At 64.0% G+C, this 16,099-nt stretch carries 18 protein-coding genes; 6 read left to right on the top strand and 12 right to left on the bottom strand.

Annotation, left to right across the window (positions count from 1 at the left end; translation table 11 throughout):
* Window position 1: 1 nt before the first annotated feature.
* The 3 genes from CXK94_RS12200 (at window position 2) to CXK94_RS12195 (ending at window position 1,819) form a co-directional block, all read left to right on the top strand.
* On the top strand, window positions 2-418 hold the full coding sequence (locus CXK94_RS12200; protein ID WP_256045996.1) for a type IV pilin protein: 417 nt from the start codon (window positions 2-4) through the stop codon (window positions 416-418).
* Window positions 419-813: 395 nt separating this feature from the next.
* Entirely contained in the window at window positions 814-1,119 is a 306-nt protein-coding gene (locus tag CXK94_RS22625; RefSeq protein ID WP_256045995.1) for an IS110 family transposase, read from the top strand.
* Window positions 1,085-1,819, top strand: coding sequence for a transposase (locus CXK94_RS12195; protein ID WP_256045994.1), 735 nt, complete (start codon window positions 1,085-1,087; stop codon window positions 1,817-1,819). The genes CXK94_RS22625 and CXK94_RS12195 overlap by 35 nt, the downstream gene beginning before the upstream one ends.
* Window positions 1,820-1,894: 75 nt before the next feature.
* Here the strand turns inward: CXK94_RS12195 and ispH are convergent, their stop codons facing one another.
* The 6 genes from ispH to murJ form a co-directional block, all read right to left on the bottom strand.
* Entirely contained in the window at window positions 1,895-2,839 is a 945-nt protein-coding gene (ispH, locus tag CXK94_RS12190) for a 4-hydroxy-3-methylbut-2-enyl diphosphate reductase (RefSeq protein WP_102894546.1), read from the bottom strand.
* Between the two features lie 146 nt (window positions 2,840-2,985).
* The gene (locus tag CXK94_RS12185) at window positions 2,986-3,423 is read right to left on the bottom strand and encodes an FKBP-type peptidyl-prolyl cis-trans isomerase (protein WP_037038357.1); all 438 of its coding nucleotides are present in this window, start codon (window positions 3,421-3,423) and stop codon (window positions 2,986-2,988) included.
* Complete coding sequence (lspA, locus tag CXK94_RS12180; protein ID WP_037038356.1) at window positions 3,416-3,919, bottom strand: signal peptidase II; 504 nt, start codon at window positions 3,917-3,919, stop codon at window positions 3,416-3,418. The genes CXK94_RS12185 and lspA overlap by 8 nt, the downstream gene beginning before the upstream one ends.
* Before the next feature lie 39 nt (window positions 3,920-3,958).
* Window positions 3,959-6,790: an isoleucine--tRNA ligase gene (gene ileS, locus CXK94_RS12175; RefSeq protein WP_102894545.1), complete on the bottom strand. Its 2,832-nt coding sequence runs from the start codon at window positions 6,788-6,790 to the stop codon at window positions 3,959-3,961.
* A gap of 1 nt (window position 6,791) precedes the next feature.
* On the bottom strand, window positions 6,792-7,742 hold the full coding sequence (gene ribF / locus CXK94_RS12170) for a bifunctional riboflavin kinase/FAD synthetase (RefSeq protein ID WP_102894544.1): 951 nt from the start codon (window positions 7,740-7,742) through the stop codon (window positions 6,792-6,794).
* 84 nt (window positions 7,743-7,826) lie between these two features.
* Window positions 7,827-9,374, bottom strand: coding sequence for a murein biosynthesis integral membrane protein MurJ (gene murJ / locus CXK94_RS12165; RefSeq protein ID WP_102894543.1), 1,548 nt, complete (start codon window positions 9,372-9,374; stop codon window positions 7,827-7,829).
* A 226-nt stretch (window positions 9,375-9,600) separates the two neighbouring features.
* Between murJ and rpsT the strand changes: the two genes are divergently transcribed.
* Window positions 9,601-9,879, top strand: a complete 279-nt coding sequence (gene rpsT, locus CXK94_RS12160) for a 30S ribosomal protein S20 (RefSeq protein ID WP_003288018.1) — start codon at window positions 9,601-9,603, stop codon at window positions 9,877-9,879.
* Window positions 9,880-10,038: 159 nt separating this feature from the next.
* Here the strand turns inward: rpsT and CXK94_RS12155 are convergent, their stop codons facing one another.
* From CXK94_RS12155 to rplU, 5 genes are all read right to left on the bottom strand, one after another.
* Window positions 10,039-10,494, bottom strand: a complete 456-nt coding sequence (locus tag CXK94_RS12155) for a CreA family protein (RefSeq protein WP_037038384.1) — start codon at window positions 10,492-10,494, stop codon at window positions 10,039-10,041.
* 7 nt (window positions 10,495-10,501) lie between these two features.
* Complete coding sequence (proB, locus tag CXK94_RS12150) at window positions 10,502-11,620, bottom strand: glutamate 5-kinase (RefSeq protein ID WP_102894542.1); 1,119 nt, start codon at window positions 11,618-11,620, stop codon at window positions 10,502-10,504.
* 105 nt (window positions 11,621-11,725) lie between these two features.
* Window positions 11,726-12,943 carry an Obg family GTPase CgtA gene (gene cgtA, locus CXK94_RS12145; protein ID WP_102894541.1) on the bottom strand — a complete coding sequence of 406 codons (1,218 nt, stop codon included), beginning with the start codon at window positions 12,941-12,943 and terminating at the stop codon, window positions 11,726-11,728.
* Window positions 12,944-13,113: 170 nt separating this feature from the next.
* Complete coding sequence (rpmA, locus tag CXK94_RS12140; protein ID WP_011912146.1) at window positions 13,114-13,371, bottom strand: 50S ribosomal protein L27; 258 nt, start codon at window positions 13,369-13,371, stop codon at window positions 13,114-13,116.
* 35 nt (window positions 13,372-13,406) lie between these two features.
* Entirely contained in the window at window positions 13,407-13,718 is a 312-nt protein-coding gene (gene rplU / locus CXK94_RS12135) for a 50S ribosomal protein L21 (RefSeq protein WP_037038352.1), read from the bottom strand.
* A gap of 241 nt (window positions 13,719-13,959) precedes the next feature.
* Here rplU and CXK94_RS12130 point away from each other — a divergent pair, with 241 nt between their 5' ends.
* Entirely contained in the window at window positions 13,960-14,928 is a 969-nt protein-coding gene (locus CXK94_RS12130; protein ID WP_037038351.1) for a polyprenyl synthetase family protein, read from the top strand.
* A 155-nt stretch (window positions 14,929-15,083) separates the two neighbouring features.
* Window positions 15,084-15,311: a hypothetical protein gene (locus CXK94_RS12125; protein WP_102894540.1), complete on the top strand. Its 228-nt coding sequence runs from the start codon at window positions 15,084-15,086 to the stop codon at window positions 15,309-15,311.
* 157 nt (window positions 15,312-15,468) lie between these two features.
* Here the strand turns inward: CXK94_RS12125 and CXK94_RS12120 are convergent, their stop codons facing one another.
* Window positions 15,469-16,086: an FKBP-type peptidyl-prolyl cis-trans isomerase gene (locus CXK94_RS12120; RefSeq protein ID WP_102894539.1), complete on the bottom strand. Its 618-nt coding sequence runs from the start codon at window positions 16,084-16,086 to the stop codon at window positions 15,469-15,471.
* Between the last annotated feature and the right edge of the window lie 13 nt (window positions 16,087-16,099).

Genomic DNA, 16,099 nt, shown 5'->3' with positions numbered 1-16,099 from the left:
AGTGCTCAACAGTCCCTACCGCCGCCAGAACGGCTTTACGCTGATCGAACTGATGGTCACCGTGGTCATCATCGGCATCCTGGCCTCGATTGCCTTTCCGAGCTATCAGGAGTTCGTCAAGCGTGGCAACCGCACTGAAGGCCAGGCGTTCCTCAGCGAGGTTGCTGCCCGCCAGGAGCGTTACTTCTCGCAAAACAACGAGTACACCGATGACGTGGACAAGCTCAAGCTGAAGAATGGCAGCACATCGGAGACTGGAAAATACGAGCTGTCTATCGACGTAGTCGCCGGCGACGGCGGCTACACCCTCACCGCAGAGCAGCAGTTCAACGACACTGCCTGCGGCAACCTGACCCTGACCGCAACAGGCGTAAAAGGCGTTAGCGGCAGCAAGGCGGCAGCAGACTGCTGGAAGTAAATCCACCCCAGCCTAAACTGAAAAGCCCGATCCATGGATCGGGCTTTTCAGTCCTGTAGGGCGAGTGCACCCCGCCTGGTCTTACCCTGTCTGGCGGGTTTCAGAATGGCTATGAAGACTATGTATGCGTTAACCCGTAGGGTGGGCCGGGCGGCGCTCCGCTTCAGCCCACCAACAGCGCCCAGCGTGGGCTAAAGCCCACCCTTGTATCTCGACTTGAGGCTCTTCGGAGGCGAGAGTCCCCGACTGATCATCGGGGGAGGAAGTGTAGGTCGCGCCCACCCTAAAGCTTCGAGCTTGTAACGTAGATTGCGCTGCACTCCTGCGCACTCATCCAGTAAGTCCGAACGGTATCCAGAGCCACGAGCTCGCATCGACAAGGTAGGGCGGATGCAGTGACGATCAGCCACTTACAGGAGGACATGATGACTAGGGTTGTCGGCATCGACATAGCTAAGCACACCTTCGACATTGCCGCCCTGCAGGCCAATGGCAAGTTCCGCACCAAGGCCAAGTTGGCCAACACCCAAAGCGGATTCGAGCTCTTGCAGCAGTGGTTGAGCACGCACGCCGAGCCCAAGGCTTGGGTCGTGATGGAGGCAACGGGCATTTACCACGAAGCCCTTGCTCAGTGGCTGCACAAGCCGTGGTTACAAGGTCTGCGTGTTGAACCCGGCCCAGACTGCGCGTTATGCCGGTAGCCAGTTGCAGCGCGTGAAGACCGACAAGGTCGATGCCAAGCTGATTGCCGATTATGGCCTCAGGCATCTGGACAAGCTGCGCACCTGGGAGCCTGAGAAGCCTGAAATTCGTCGTCTCAGAGCCCTCGTGAAACGTCTCAGGGATCTTCAGGAGCTGGAGCAGATAGAACAGAACCGCCTGGATGTCACCCATGATGCCAAAGCTGTCGCGTTGATCGAATCGATGCTCAAGCACATACGCCAACAGATCCAGGACACGCTGGATGCGATCAAAAAACACTTCGATGACAACGATGACCTCAAAGGGCAGCGAGATTTGCTTACCAGCATCGATGGTATTGCCGACAAAACGGCAGCACTGTTGCTAGCCGAGCTGGGCGATATCCAGCGCTTCAAAAGCACTCGAAGCGTTACGGCATTTGCAGGCTTGAATCCCAAGCTGCAGGAGTCAGGGAAGCTCAAGGGCCATGTCTGCATATCGCGAATGGGGTCAGCTTCGCTGCGTGCAGGGCTCTACCTGCCAGCTGTCGTATCCATGACGCACAACGCGGCTATCCGGGCGATGGCCGACCATATGCGCGCCAAGGGCAAGGCCGGCAAACAGATCGTTTGCGCGGCCATGCGCAAGTTGCTGTGCATCGCTTACGGCGTACTCAAATCCGGCCTGCCATTTGACTCCAGATTGGCCATTGCGAACTGAGATTCAAGACGGTATCTACAAGGCTGGCGGGCTTAGCCCGTCAGGTGCGAATATCACCCAGGGGAATGCTGCGACTTACAGCGCCTTCACCCGCAACTCCTTCGGCATCGAGAAGGTCACGTTCTCCGGCCGGCCCTGCAGTTCGTCCGTGCCGCTGGCGCCCCACTCTTTCAGCTTTTCGATCACGCCACGCACCAGCACTTCCGGCGCCGAGGCGCCGGCGGTGATGCCAACGCGCTGGATATTCTCGAACCATTCGGGCTCGAGGTCTTCGGCGCCGTCGATCAGGTAGGCCGGGGTGTTCATGCGTTCGGCGAGCTCACGCAGGCGGTTGGAGTTGGAGCTGTTGGGGCTGCCGACCACCAGCACCACGTCGCACTCGTCGGCCAGTTGCTTGACCGCATCCTGGCGATTCTGGGTGGCGTAGCAGATATCGTCCTTGCGCGGCCCGCCGATGCCGGGAAAGCGGCTGCGCAGCGCATCGATGACCCGGCTGGTGTCGTCCATCGAAAGCGTCGTCTGGGTGACGAAGGCCAGCGCTTCGGGGTTGCGCACCTGCAGCCGCGCCACGTCCTCCTCGTCCTCCACCAGATAGATCGAGCCACCATTGCACGTGTCGTATTGCCCCATGGTGCCTTCCACTTCCGGATGGCCCTGGTGGCCGATGAGGATGCATTCGCGCCCTTCGCGGCTGTACTTGGCGACTTCCAGGTGCACCTTGGTCACCAGCGGGCAGGTGGCGTCGAACACTTTCAGGCCGCGTTTTTCCGCCTCCTGGCGCACCGCCTGGGAGACGCCGTGGGCACTGAAGATGACGATGACGTCGTCCGGTACCTGGTCCAGTTCCTCGACGAAGATCGCGCCGCGTGCGCGCAGGTCTTCCACCACGAACTTGTTATGCACGACTTCATGCCGCACGTAGATCGGCGGGCCGAAGACCTCCAGGGCGCGATTGACGATCTCGATGGCGCGGTCGACACCCGCGCAGAAGCCGCGGGGATTGGCGAGTTTGATTTGCATGGTGGAGTCTCGGCACGCGGAGCTTGAAAACGGGGGAGAGTGTAGCGCGATACGCTGCAGGGCGTTCTTCGACGCCCGTGCGTGTGCTGCCAGGCCGATCGCCAGCACGCTGGCGCCTACATCTATCGGCCCTGACCCGACGGGGCCTAGACCGGCTTGACTTCGATGATCTCGACTTCGAAGGACAGCGTCTTGCCGGCCAGCGGATGGTTGAAATCGACGGTGACCTGGTTGCCGTCGAACGCCTTGACCACCCCCGGCAATTCAGTGCGGGCGGCATCCTGGAAGCTCACCATCAGGCCCTCGGACAGCTCCATGCCCTCGAACTGGCTACGCGGCATCACCTGCACGTTCTGCGGGTTGACCTGGCCGAAGCCTTGCTCCGGCGCGATCTGCAGGGTGCGCTTGTCGCCGGCCTTGAGGCCGTACAGTTGCTGCTCGAAGCCCGGCAGCAGGTTGCCGTCACCCACCTTGAAGGTGGCGGGTTTCTTGTCGAACGTGCTGTCGACCAGCTCGCCCGTTTCCAGGCCAAGCGCGAAATGCAGGGTGACTTCCTTGTCCGGCCCAATGCGCTGTTCAGTCATGTGCGGATTCTCCGGTCTTGTTGCCCTTGAACATATCCAGCGCCAGCATCACGGCGCCCACGGTAATGGCGCTGTCGGCAATGTTGAACGCCGGGAAATACCAGCGATTCTGCCAATGCACCAGGATGAAGTCGACCACATGGCCCAGCACGATGCGGTCGTAGAGATTGCCCAGCGCGCCGCCCAGCACCAGCGCCAGCGCCACGGCCAGCCAGGTCTCGTCGGCCTTCAGCCGCTTGAGCCAGACCACCAGCACGGCGCTCACGCCAATGGCGATCAGCGCGAACAGCCAGCGCTGCCAGCCGCTGTGATCGGCGAGGAAGCTGAAGGCCGCGCCGGTGTTGTAGGCCAGCGTCCAGGCGAAGTAGCCGGGAATGACCTCGACCTTCTGGTACAGGCTGAAATTGGCCTCGAACCAGTGCTTGCTCACCTGATCGAAGGCGATCACCAGCACGCTGAGCCATAGCCAGGTGAGCTTGCCGAAGCGTGCGCTCATCGCCTGGCTCCAGTGCCGCTTGCGCCGATGGCGAGGCCGTCACGCATAGTGACGCACCTCGCCGGCACCTTCGATGTTTTCCACGCAGCGCCCGCAGATTTCCGGGTGCTCGGCGTGGCTACCGACATCCGGCAGGTGGTGCCAGCAGCGACCGCACTTGGCGTGCTCGGTCTTCTTCACCAACAGCTTGAGGCCGGCCAACTCGCTCTCCACCGCCGCGGCAGGCGCCTGCGCCAGCGGCGCGACCGCGACGGCCGAAGTGATCAGCACGAAGCGCAGCTCGTTGCCCAGCTTGGCCAGTTCGGTAACCAGGGCGTCCTCGGCATACAGGGTGACTTCGGCCTGCAGGTTGCCGCCGATGGCCTTGGCGTTGCGCTGGTTCTCCAGCTCCTTGTTCACCGCGGCCTTGACCGCCATCACCTTGTCCCAGAAGACGCGATCCAGCGCGGCATCCTGCGGCAGCTCGGCGAGGCCCTCGTACCAGGTATTGAGCATCACCGACTCGTTGCGCTCGCCCGGCAGGTATTGCCAGATCTCCTCGGCGGTGAACGCCAGGATCGGCGCGATCCAGCGCACCAGCGCCTCGGCGATGTGGTACAGCGCGGTCTGGCAGGAGCGCCGCGGCAGGCTGTCGGCACCGGTGGTGTACTGGCGGTCCTTGATGATGTCGAGGTAGAAGCCGCCCAGCTCCTGCACGCAGAAATTGTGCACCTTCTGGTAGACGTTCCAGAAGCGGTAGGTGGTGTAGGCCTCCTCGATCTCGCGCTGCAGCAGCAGGGCTCGGTCGATGGCCCAGCGATCCAGCGCAATCAGCTGATCATTCGGCACCATGTGCTGCGCCGGGTCGAAACCGTCGAGATTCGAGAGCAGGAAGCGCGCGGTGTTGCGGATGCGTCGATAGGCATCGGCGCTGCGCTGCAGGATCTGCTTGGACACCGCCATCTCGCCGGAATAGTCGGTGGCCGAAACCCACAGGCGCAGGATGTCGGCGCCCATGCTGTCGGTGATTTCCTGCGGCGCGATGACGTTGCCGAGGGACTTGGACATCTTGCGGCCGTTCTCGTCCACGGTGAAACCGTGGGTGAGCAGGCCCTTGTACGGTGCATGGCCGTCGATGGCCGCGCCGGTCAGCAGCGAGGAATGGAACCAGCCGCGGTGCTGGTCGGAGCCTTCCAGATAGAGGTCGGCGCGCGGGCCCTGCTCATGGCCCATGGGGTGCGAACCACGCATCACGTGCCAATGGGTAGTGCCGGAATCGAACCAGACGTCCAGGGTATCGTTGGTCTTCTCGTACTGCGCGGCCTCGTCGCCGAGCAGTTCGGCCGGGTCGAGCTTGAACCAGGCCTCGATGCCTTCGCGCTCCACGCGCTGGGCGACCAGCTCCATCAGCTCGACGGTGCGCGGATGCAGCTCGCCGCTTTCCTTGTGCAGGAAGAACGGAATCGGCACGCCCCAGTTGCGCTGGCGCGAGATGCACCAGTCCGGACGGCCGGCGATCATCCCGTGCAGGCGCGCCTGGCCCCAGGCCGGGACGAACTCGGTCTGCTCGATGGCATCCAGCGCGCGGCGGCGCAGCGAGCTGCCGTCGTGGGCGACCTTGTCCATGCCGACGAACCACTGCGCGGTGGCGCGGTAGATCAGCGGCGTCTTGTGCCGCCAGCAGTGCATGTAGCTGTGCTGGATCGACTCGTGCTTGAGCAGCGCGCCGACCTCGGCGAGCTTGGCGACGATGTTCGGGTTGGCCTTCCAGATGAACTGGCCGCCGAAGAACGGCAGGTCCGGCACGTAGACGCCATTGCTCTGCACCGGGCCGAGAATGTCGTCGTTCTCCATGCCGTAGTGCTTGCAGGAACGGAAGTCGTCCTCGCCATAGGCCGGCGCCGAGTGGACGATACCGGTGCCGGCGCCGGTTTCCACGTACTCGGCCAGGTAGACCGGGGCGAAGCGCTCGTAGAACGGATGGCGGAAGCGGATCAGTTCCAGCGCCTTGCCTTCGCAGCGGGCGACGATCTCACCGGCCAGGCCATAGCGTTGCAGGCAGGATTCGACCAGCTCCTCGGCCAGCACCAGCAGGCGCTCGCCGGTGTCGACCAGCGCGTAGATGAATTCAGGGTGTACGTTGAGCGCCTGGTTGGCCGGGATGGTCCAGGGGGTGGTGGTCCAGATGACGATACTGGTCGGTTTGGCCAGGCTGGCGAGGCCGAAGGCGGCGGTCAGCTTGTCGGCGTCCTCGACGGCGAAGGCGACGTCGATGGCATCGGATTTCTTGTCCTGGTATTCGACCTCCGCCTCGGCCAGCGCCGAGCCGCAGTCGAAGCACCAGTTCACCGGCTTCAGGCCCTTGAAGACGAAGCCGCCCTCGACCAGCTTCGCCAGGGCACGGATTTCACCGGCTTCGTTGACGAAGTCCATGGTCTTGTAGGGGTTGTCCCAGTCGCCGAGCACGCCGAGGCGGATGAAGTCGGCCTTCTGCCCTTCGATCTGCTCGGCGGCGTAGGCGCGGCAGCGCTCGCGGGTCAGGTCCGCCGGCTGGTTCTTGCCGAAGGTGGTCTCGACCTTGTGTTCGATCGGCAGACCGTGGCAGTCCCAGCCCGGCACGTAGGGCGCGTCGAAACCGGCCAGGGTGCGCGAGCGGACGATCATGTCCTTGATCACCTTGTTCACCGCATGGCCGATGTGGATGTTGCCGTTGGCGTAGGGCGGGCCATCGTGCAGGACGAATTTCGGGCGACCTTCGCCGATCTGCCGCAGCTTCCGGTACAGGTCAATGCTATTCCAGCGCTGCAGAATCTCCGGCTCGCGCTGTGGCAGACCGGCCTTCATCGGAAACGCCGTGGACGGCAGATTGAGGGTCGCTTTGTAATCGGTCATTTCAGTCCTGACTCGTGGTGAAGGGTGAAGCCCGCCAGTAGTCGCGGGCGGCGGCGATGTCCGCGTCGATCGCCGTCTTGAGTGCCTCCAGCGAGGCGAAACGCTGCTCGTCGCGCAGCTTGCGCAGGAAGGTCACCTGCACCAGGCGGCCGTAAAGGTCGCCCCGGTAATCGAGCAGATGCACTTCCAGGTGTGGCCGGCCGTCGCTTTCGACCGTAGGCCGCATACCGATGTTGGCCACGCCAGCCAGCGGCTTGCCATCCAGTTCGAGGCTGACCACGAACACCCCGCTGAGCGGCGTATTGCGGCGCTTGAGCTGAACGTTGGCGGTCGGTGCGCCCAGCTGGCGACCGAGCTTCTGCCCATGCATGACCCGACCGGTGATGCCGAACGGCCTGCCGAGCAACGCTTCGGCCTGTAGCAGATCGCCTGCCGCCAGCACCTGGCGCAGACGTGTGCTGCTGACCCGCTCGCCATCCACCTCGATGGTGGTGGCGGCCTCGACGGTGAAGCCTTCGGCGGCACCGGCCTTGAGCAGGAAGTTGAAGTCGCCGGCACGGTCGCAGCCGAAACGGAAATCGTCGCCGACCTCCAGATGCCGCACCCCCAGCCCCTCCACCAGCGTGGCATGAACGAATTCGGCCGCGCTCAGCTCCCGCAGTCGCCGATTGAAGGCCAGGCACAGCACCAGGTCGACGCCCTGCTCGCTCAACAACTGCAGCTTCTCACGCAGCCGGGTCAGGCGTGCAGGCGCCCTTTCCGGCGAGAAGAATTCGCGCGGCTGCGGCTCGAAAATCACCACGCAACTGGGCAGCCCCAGTTCGGCCGCACGTTCGCGCAGGCGCGCCAGGATGGCCTGATGCCCCCGGTGCACTCCGTCGAAGTTGCCGATGGTGGCGACACAGCCCCGGTGCCGGGGGCGTAGGTTGTGAAGACCTCGAACCAGCTGCATACCGCACTTCTTGCTTGAAAAGTGGCCGATTATACGCATGTGGCGAGTCTTCCGGACAGGTTTGCCGCCGTCCGGCACTGTCGATCAGTGCCGCAAATGCCGAGGCCGCAGCCCCAGCAGCAACAGCCCGCCGGCAAACGCGGCCAGGCCGGCGCAAACCAGCAGCGCCAGACGCAACGCGCGTTGCTGCCAGCCCCAGGCGAACCACTCCGGCGCCGGCACGTTGAGCCACCAGACCACCGCCACCATCGCCGCGCAGGCGCCAGCCAGACGCAGCGCGAACAGCCACCAGCCAGGCGCCGGACGGTATACACCGATCTTGTAGAGCCCCCAGAACAGCAGGAAGGCATTGAGCATCGACGACAGCGACGTCGCCAGCGCCAGCCCGACATGCTTGAGCGGCCAGATCAGGATCAGGTTCATCACCATGTTGGCGACCATGCAGATGACCGCCACGCGCACCGGCGTCTTCAGGTCCTGGCGCGCGAAGAAGCCGGGCGCCAGCACCTTGATCAGCATGAACGCCAGCACGCCCAGCGAATAGGCCTGCAGCGCCCTGGCCGACTGCACCACCGCCTCTTCGCTCATGGCGCCGTAGTAGAACAGGCTGGCGATCATCGGCTCGGCGAGGATACCCAGCGCCAGCGCAGCGGGCACGCCCACCAGCAGGACCATCCGCAGCGCCCAGTCCAGCGTCGACGAAAAGGCCTTGGGATCGTCGCTGGCATGCTGGCGCGACAGGCTCGGCAGGATCACCGTGCCGATGGCGATGCCGAACGCCCCCAGCGGCAACTCGGACAGCCGATCGGCGTAGTACAGCCAGGACACGCTGCCGGTCTGCAGGAAGGACGCCAGCACGGTATCGAGCAACAGGTTGATCTGACTGACCGAGACCCCGAACAACGCCGGCACCATCAGCAGCATGATGCGCCGCACACCCGCATCGCCGACCTTGACCCGCGGCCTGGGCAGCAGCCCCAGCCGGGCGACGTAGGGCAGCTGGAACGCCAGCTGGGCGAAGCCGGCAATGAACACGCCCCAGGCCAGCGCCATGATCGACTGGTTGAAGTACGGCGTGAGGAATATCGCCGAAGCGATCATGCAGACGTTGAGCAGTACCGGCGTGAAGCCCGGCACGGCGAAGTAGCCGTAGCTGTTGAGCACGCCCGAGGTGAAGGCCGTCAGCGAGATCAGCATCAGGTAGGGGAAGGTGATGCGCAGCAGTTCGCCGGCCAGCTGCATCTTCGCCGGGTCGTCATGGAAGCCCGGCGCGAACAGCATCACCACATAGGGTGCGAACAGCACGCCCAACGCGGTCAGCCCCGCGAGGATCAGGCCCAACATGCCGGCGGTGCGATCCACCAGCAGCTTGACGTCGGCCAGCGTGCGCTTGGCGCGGTACTCCGACAGCACCGGAACGAACGCCTGGGCGAAGGCGCCCTCGGCGAACAGCCGGCGCAGGAAGTTGGGGATCTTGAAGGCGATGAAGAAGGCGTCCGCCGCCGCCCCGGAGCCGAAATAGCTGGCAACCACCATATCGCGTACCATGCCCAGCACGCGCGACAACAGGGTCATGACACTGACCACCGCGCTGGAACGCAACAACCCGCCCTTGCCGGTTTTTTCGGACATTTTGTCTTTCCTGGAATTGCAGCGAGATGGATCGGCCGGACAGCACCACTGCCGACTGGATCGATGGCCAGTTAGGACACGAAACGAGGCGGCGAGTTTAGCCGCAGCCCATCTGTCCGACCAGCATCGCGAGCCATTCGAGCGGGCTTGACAAGCGCCCGCCGCGTCGGCATGATTCGCGGCCTTATTTGCTTTGCAATCCCCCACGTTTTCGAGGAGTTCGACGGTGGCCAACAGCCCTTCCGCCAAAAAACGCGCAATTCAGGCTGAGAAGCGTCGCAGCCACAACGCCAGCTTGCGCTCCATGGTTCGCACCTACATCAAGAATGTGGTCAAGGCCATCGATGCCAAGGACCTGGACAAGGCCCGCGCAGCCTACACCGCCGCTGTGCCGGTCATCGACCGCATGGCCGACAAAGGCATCATCCACAAGAACAAAGCCGCTCGTCACAAGAGCCGCCTGAACGGCCACATCAAGGCCCTCGGCGAAGCTGCTGCAGCCTGAGCTGCCCGTTCTTGAAAAAACCGGCCTCGCGCCGGTTTTTTTATGCCTGCAGCTCCTGGCAGCTTCGCAGGCTGGGTTGAGGAGCGCAGCGACGAAGCCCAACACGCTCAAGCACCGCCCGACATCCTGCCCGTTGGGCTTCGCTGCGCTCAACCCAACCTACGGCCAGGGCAGGATCGGGATCGCCGTCACCGCATTCTGCGGACTGCCTTCGATGATCCGGTCGCTATAGACGAGATAGATCAGCGCATTGCGCTTCTCGTCGAAGAAGCGCACCACCTGCATGCTCTTGAACACCAGCGACGTGCGCTCCTTGAACACCACCTCGCCATCCTTCAGTCCATCATTGACCCGGATGGGCCCGACCTGCCGGCAGGCAATCGACGCCTCGGCCCGATCCTCCGCAAGCCCCAGGCCACCCTTGATGCCGCCGGTCTTGGCTCGCGAAAGGTAACAGGTCACACCGTCGACCTTGGGATCATCGAACGCCTCGATCACGATCTTGTGGTTCGGCCCGAGCCACTTGAACACCGTATCGACTTCGCCAATCTGTTCAGCGAACGCGAATTGCGGCATCGCCAGCCCCAGCAGCAACGCCATGACAGCCCGGGACATGATCACCTCAGACCAGAATCATGTTGTCGCGATGGATCAGCTCCGGCTCGTCGACGTAGCCGAGCAGCTTCTCGATCTCGTCGGACGGGCGACCGAGAATCCGCTGTGCCTCGGCCGCACTGTAATTCACCAACCCCCGCGCCACCTCTTCCCCTTGCGGGCCGACGCAGACCACCATTTCACCCCGGCGGAATCCACCCCGCACCGCCTTCACGCCAACCGGCAACAGGCTGCGATGCCCCTGGCGCAAGGCATGCACGGCACCGGCATCCAACGTCAGCGTGCCACGGGTCTGCAAGTGCCCGGCCAGCCACTGCTTGCGCGCCGCATGCCGGCTGCGCTCGGGCGCCAGCAACGTACCCAGGCGCTCGCCGGCCTTGAGCCGCGCCAGCACCTGCTCGATACGCCCACCGACGATCACCGTATGCGCACCGGAACGCGCAGCCAGACGCGCCGCGCGCAGCTTGGTCTGCATGCCGCCGCGTCCCAGCGCACCACCAGTGCCACCCGCCACGGCATCCAGCGCCGGGTCGTCGGCACGTGCCTCGCTGATGAGATTGGCCCGGGGATTGAGACGAGGGTCGGCATCGAACATGCCGTCGCGATCGGTGAGAATGACCAGCAGATCGGCCTCGACCAGGTTGGCCACCAGCGCACCGAGAGTATCGTTGTCGCCGAAGCGGATCTCGTCGGTGACCACGGTGTCGTTCTCGTTGATGACCGGCACTACACCGAGATCGACGAGCGTGCGCAGGGTGCTACGCGCATTGAGGTAGCGCTTGCGGTCGGAAAGGTCGTCATGGGTGACCAGGATCTGCGCGGTCTGCTGATCGCGGCGGGCAAAGCTCGACTCCCAGGCCCGGATCAATCCCATCTGCCCCACTGCCGCAGCGGCCTGCAGCTCATGCACTGCCTTCGGCCGTGCCGCCCAACCCAGGCGGCTCATGCCGGCGGCGACCGCGCCAGACGACACCAGCACCAACTCCACGCCCGCCTCGCGCAGGGCCACCATCTGATCCACCCAGACCGCCATCGCCGCCTGGTCCAGGCCGCGCCCGTCGGCGGTCAGCAGCGCACTGCCGATCTTCACCACCCAGCGCCGCGCACCGCTCACCTTGTCCCGCATCGTTCCCGCCTTCTCTCCGGCCAAAACACCTCTGGATCGGGCTGCGCACGAGCCAGCCCGCCGACCACTCGCATGAAGCAGGTCGCCAAGCGACCCGAACCCGACTCAGCGGACGTAGATGATCTCGGCGCCGCCCTCGTCATCGTCATCGTCGTCGAAGTCGTCATCATCGACCTCATCCGCCGCCTTGACCCCGGCACGCCGCAGCGCACGCTGGTCATCGAGCGCCTGCAACCGCGCACGCGCCTCGTCCTCGATCTGTCGGTCCAGCTCGGCCAGCGCCTCGGCATAATCCGGCTCCTCGGCGATACGCAGCGTACGCTCGTCGAGATAACGCATGATGGCCTGGCTCAGCGCCTCGGTGCCCTCGCCCTCCAGCGCGGAGATGACGAATACCGGCCCTTCCCACTCCAGGCGCTCGACCACCTGGCGCATACGCTCCTCGCGCTCGTCATCGAGCAACTGGTCGGCCTTGTTCAGCACCAGCCAGCGGTCGCGCTGCATCAGGGCCGGGCTGAATTTTTCCAGCTCGCGCAGGATCACTTCGGCCGCATCGGCCGGGTCGCTGCCGTCCAGCGGCGCCATGTCGACCAGATGCAACAACAGGCGGGTGCGCGCCAGGTGCTTGAGGAACCGAATGCCCAGCCCGGCGCCCTCGGCCGCACCCTCGATCAGCCCCGGGATATCGGCGATCACGAAGCTCTTGTAACGACCCACGCTGACCACACCGAGGTTCGGCACCAGCGTGGTGAAGGGATAGTCGGCCACCTTCGGCTTGGCGGCGGAAACCGAGCGAATGAAGGTGCTCTTGCCGGCATTCGGCAGCCCCAGCAGGCCGACGTCGGCCAGCACCTTCAGCTCCAGCTTGAGGTCGCGCGCATCGCCCGGCTTGCCCGGCGTGGTCTGCCGCGGCGCACGGTTGGTGCTGGACTTGAAGCGCGTATTGCCCAAGCCGTGCCAGCCACCCTGGGCCACCAGCAGGCGCTGGCCGGCCTTGGTCAGGTCACCCATGATTTCCTGGGTCGCAGCATCGATGACGGTGGTGCCCACCGGCACCGGCAGGACCAGATCCTCGCCCTTGGCGCCGGTACAGTCGGTGCTGCCGCCCTTCTGCCCGTTCTGCGCATGGAAGCGGCGGGTGTAGCGGTAGTCCACCAGGGTATTGAGGTTCTCGTCGGCCTCCAGGTACACCGAGCCGCCGTCACCACCATCGCCGCCGTTGGGACCGCCCTTCTCGATGAACTTCTCGCGACGGAAGCTCATCATGCCGTTGCCACCGTCGCCGGCCTTTACAAAAATCGATACTTCATCGACGAATTTCATGGGAACGCCTCCCGCCGCAGGACGGGCCTAAGAAACAAGAAACCTAAGGGTCTTGCAAAAAACCCGGCAAGAGCCGAATGCGCAGCGCACCGCTCTTTGCAAGAGCCTCACAAGGATACAGAAACAAAAAAGCCCCGTCGCATGACAGGGCTTTTCCAGCAACGTCGCGGTTAGGCTGCGACGACGCTCACGTAGCGACGACCAAAAGCGCCCTTCACCTCGAACTTGACCACACCCTCGACCTTGGCGAAGAGGGTGTGATCCTTGCCCATGCCCACGCCATAACCGGCATGGAACTGGGTGCCGCGCTGACGCACGATGATGTTGCCGGCCTTGATGGCCTGGCCGCCGTACATCTTCACGCCAAGGCGTTTGGCTTCTGAGTCGCGACCGTTGCGGGTAGAACCGCCAGCTTTTTTGTGTGCCATGAGTTCAATACTCCTATAAGGGGATTCAGGCCCGATTAGCCCTGAATACCGGTGATTTTGACCTCAGTGAACCACTGACGGTGGCCCTGACGCTTCATGTGGTGCTTACGACGGCGGAACTTGATGATGGTCACTTTGTCGTGGCGGCCCTGGGCAACCACTTCAGCGGTGACTTTGGCACCATCGACCACCGGAGCGCCGATTTTCACATCTTCGCCGTTGCCGATCAGCAGAACGCGGTCGAAAGTGACAGCTTCGCCAGTCGGAACTTCGAGTTTCTCGATCTTGAGGTATTCGCCTTCGGCAACCTTGTACTGCTTGCCGCCGGTAACGATAACTGCGTACATCTATGTATCTCCGTTGATCCTGCTCACCCAGCGCTTTGAAAGAATGGTTGGTGGCTGGCATGGCTGCATGGGGCCGGAAGTGACGCCCGTGCAATTGCGTAAGGCAGGGAAATGCCCAGGGGGAAGTTCAGGGTCCGCGATTGTACGCATGCGCCACCCCCTGCGCAATAGCCAGCTGGCGCTGCCTTGACAGTGCCGGACCCGCCCCCTAGCATGCCGCGCAATCTGCGAGGAGTCCCCGATGCAACCCCAGCCTTTCTACCAAGTTGTGGCGGACGATTTTGCCGCTGTCGATGGCATCATCCGCAAGCAACTGACTTCGCGCGTTCCGCTGGTGGAAAAGATCGGGGACTACATCACCTCGGCCGGCGGCAAGCGCCTGCGCCCGCTGCTGGTGCTGCTCAGCGGCAGCGCGCTGGGCCACCAGGGCGACCAGCTGCGCCTGCTGGCGGCGATCATCGAATTCCTGCACACCTCCACCCTGCTGCACGACGACGTCGTCGACATGTCCGGCATGCGCCGTGGCCGCTCGACCGCCAACGCGCTGTGGGGCAATGCGCCGAGCGTGCTGGTGGGCGACTTCCTCTATGCGCGCTCCTTCGAAATGATGGTCGAGCTCGACTCCATGCCGGTCATGCGCATCATTTCCCAGGCGACCCGGGTCATCGCCGAAGGCGAGGTGCTGCAGCTGTCCAAGGTTCGCGACGCCAGTACCACCGAAGAGATCTACATGGAGGTCATCCGCGCCAAGACCGCCATGCTCTTCGAGGCCTCCACCCATAGCGCCGCCACCCTGGCCGGCGCCAGCGAGGCCCAGCGCGAAGCCCTGCGCGCCTTCGGTGACTACCTCGGCATCGCCTTCCAGTTGGTCGACGACCTGCTCGACTATCAGGGCGATGCCGAAACCCTCGGCAAGAACGTCGGCGACGATCTCGCCGAAGGCAAACCCACGCTGCCACTGATCTACACCATGCGCGAAGGCACGGCCGAACAGGCGGCCCTGGTGCGCAAGGCGATCCAGAAAGGCGGCCTGGAAGATCTGGAAAGCATCCGCGCTGCCGTGGAGGCCTCCGGCGCCCTAGACTACACCGCCAGGCTGGCCCGCGATTACGCCGAGCGCGCCATCGCCTGCCTCGAAGTCGTTCCCGCCAACCGCTACCGCGACGCCCTGGCGGAGCTTTGCCGTTTCGCCGTAGCCCGCACGCACTGAGCACGTCCTTCCGACGCTGCGCCGCATGGCGCAGCCGTCAGCCTCTCCTCTCTTGACTGACACCCGCTGTAGCCTGCACAGGCCATCGATCATCTGCGCTTGCAGTTTTGCAAATAACAATTATTCTCATTAAGCAAATCAACTGGAGGTGCAGCATGACTTATCTGATAGATGCCTGGCTGGATCGGCCACAGCCTTACCTGCGGATACTCGATCGCAACACCGGCGCGGTATGCGTTTCGCTTGAAGGAGAGGCGCTCGAGGAGTTGCGCGAGCAGGGCGACCTGGACCTGCAGGATTTGAGCACCAGCGAGCCCTGCGTGCTCAAGGAACAGGTCCGCAACCTGTTCCTGTTCAGCTATGCCCGGGCGTTGCGCCCTTGAGAAACGGTGTCGGGCGAAAAGCGACGAAAGCGCTCAGACCTGTGGGAGGCGCGCCCTCGCGGCGATTGCAGGCCAACGGCCTGGCAACAGCTAAAAGCATCGCCCCGAGGTCGGGCCGCCCACAAAAACAGTCCGCGCTCGCGAAGCGAGCCGCCTTTTAAAGCACGTCCAGCAGTTCGACGTCGAACACCAGCGCGCTGTGCGGCGGGATGCTGCCGACGCCCTGGGCACCGTAGGCCAGTTCGCTCGGTACGTAGAGACGCCATTTGCTGCCTGCGTTCATCAGTTGCAGGGCTTCGGTCCAGCCGGCGATCACGCCGCCGACCGGAAACTCGGCGGGCTGGCCGCGCTGATAGGAACTGTCGAACACGCTGCCGTCGATCAGGGTGCCGTGATAGTGGGTGCGCACGCTGTCCTCGCGGGTCGGCCGCGGACCTTCGCCGCTGCTCAGCACCTCGTACTGCAGCCCCGACTCCAGCACGACCACGCCTTCGCGCTGGGCATTCTCGGCGAGGAAGGCGCGGCCTTCGGCAGCCGCGGCCTCGGCCTTCTTCTGCGCCTCGGCCTGCATACGCTCGCGAATCACGGCGAAGCTGGCATTCAGCGCCTCCGGGCTGACCTGGCTGGCAACGCCGGCGAAGGCGTCGCGGATGCCGGCGATCACCGCATCCAGGCTGACGCCCGGCGGTGGATTGTCGCGCAGCTGATCCCCCAGCTGGCGGCCAATGCCGTAGCTCACGCGGGTTTCGTCGGTGGAGAGGTTGAGATCGGTCATGCTCGGGCTCCGA

Origin of the sequence: Stutzerimonas stutzeri, assembly GCF_002890915.1 — a bacterium.
GTDB lineage: Bacteria > Pseudomonadota > Gammaproteobacteria > Pseudomonadales > Pseudomonadaceae > Stutzerimonas > Stutzerimonas stutzeri_AF.
Note: the sequence above shows the minus strand (reverse complement) of the source record. Positions and strands in the feature narration are given on the sequence as shown.

Excerpts from the sequence above, each read along its gene's own strand:
- ispH (WP_102894546.1), bottom strand. The coding sequence starts at position 2,839 with ATGCAAATCAAACTCGCCAATCCCCGCGGCTTCTGCGCGGGTGTCGAC.
- CXK94_RS12185 (WP_037038357.1), bottom strand. The coding sequence starts at position 3,423 with ATGACTGAACAGCGCATTGGGCCGGACAAGGAAGTCACCCTGCATTTC.
- lspA (WP_037038356.1), bottom strand. The coding sequence starts at position 3,919 with ATGAGCGCACGCTTCGGCAAGCTCACCTGGCTATGGCTCAGCGTGCTG.
- ileS (WP_102894545.1), bottom strand. The coding sequence starts at position 6,790 with ATGACCGATTACAAAGCGACCCTCAATCTGCCGTCCACGGCGTTTCCG.
- ribF (WP_102894544.1), bottom strand. The coding sequence starts at position 7,742 with ATGCAGCTGGTTCGAGGTCTTCACAACCTACGCCCCCGGCACCGGGGC.
- murJ (WP_102894543.1), bottom strand. The coding sequence starts at position 9,374 with ATGTCCGAAAAAACCGGCAAGGGCGGGTTGTTGCGTTCCAGCGCGGTG.
- CXK94_RS12155 (WP_037038384.1), bottom strand. The coding sequence starts at position 10,494 with ATGTCCCGGGCTGTCATGGCGTTGCTGCTGGGGCTGGCGATGCCGCAA.
- proB (WP_102894542.1), bottom strand. The coding sequence starts at position 11,620 with ATGCGGGACAAGGTGAGCGGTGCGCGGCGCTGGGTGGTGAAGATCGGC.
- cgtA (WP_102894541.1), bottom strand. The coding sequence starts at position 12,943 with ATGAAATTCGTCGATGAAGTATCGATTTTTGTAAAGGCCGGCGACGGT.
- rpmA (WP_011912146.1), bottom strand. The coding sequence starts at position 13,371 with ATGGCACACAAAAAAGCTGGCGGTTCTACCCGCAACGGTCGCGACTCA.
- rplU (WP_037038352.1), bottom strand. The coding sequence starts at position 13,718 with ATGTACGCAGTTATCGTTACCGGCGGCAAGCAGTACAAGGTTGCCGAA.
- CXK94_RS12130 (WP_037038351.1), top strand. The coding sequence starts at position 13,960 with ATGCAACCCCAGCCTTTCTACCAAGTTGTGGCGGACGATTTTGCCGCT.
- CXK94_RS12125 (WP_102894540.1), top strand. The coding sequence starts at position 15,084 with ATGACTTATCTGATAGATGCCTGGCTGGATCGGCCACAGCCTTACCTG.
- CXK94_RS12120 (WP_102894539.1), bottom strand. The coding sequence starts at position 16,086 with ATGACCGATCTCAACCTCTCCACCGACGAAACCCGCGTGAGCTACGGC.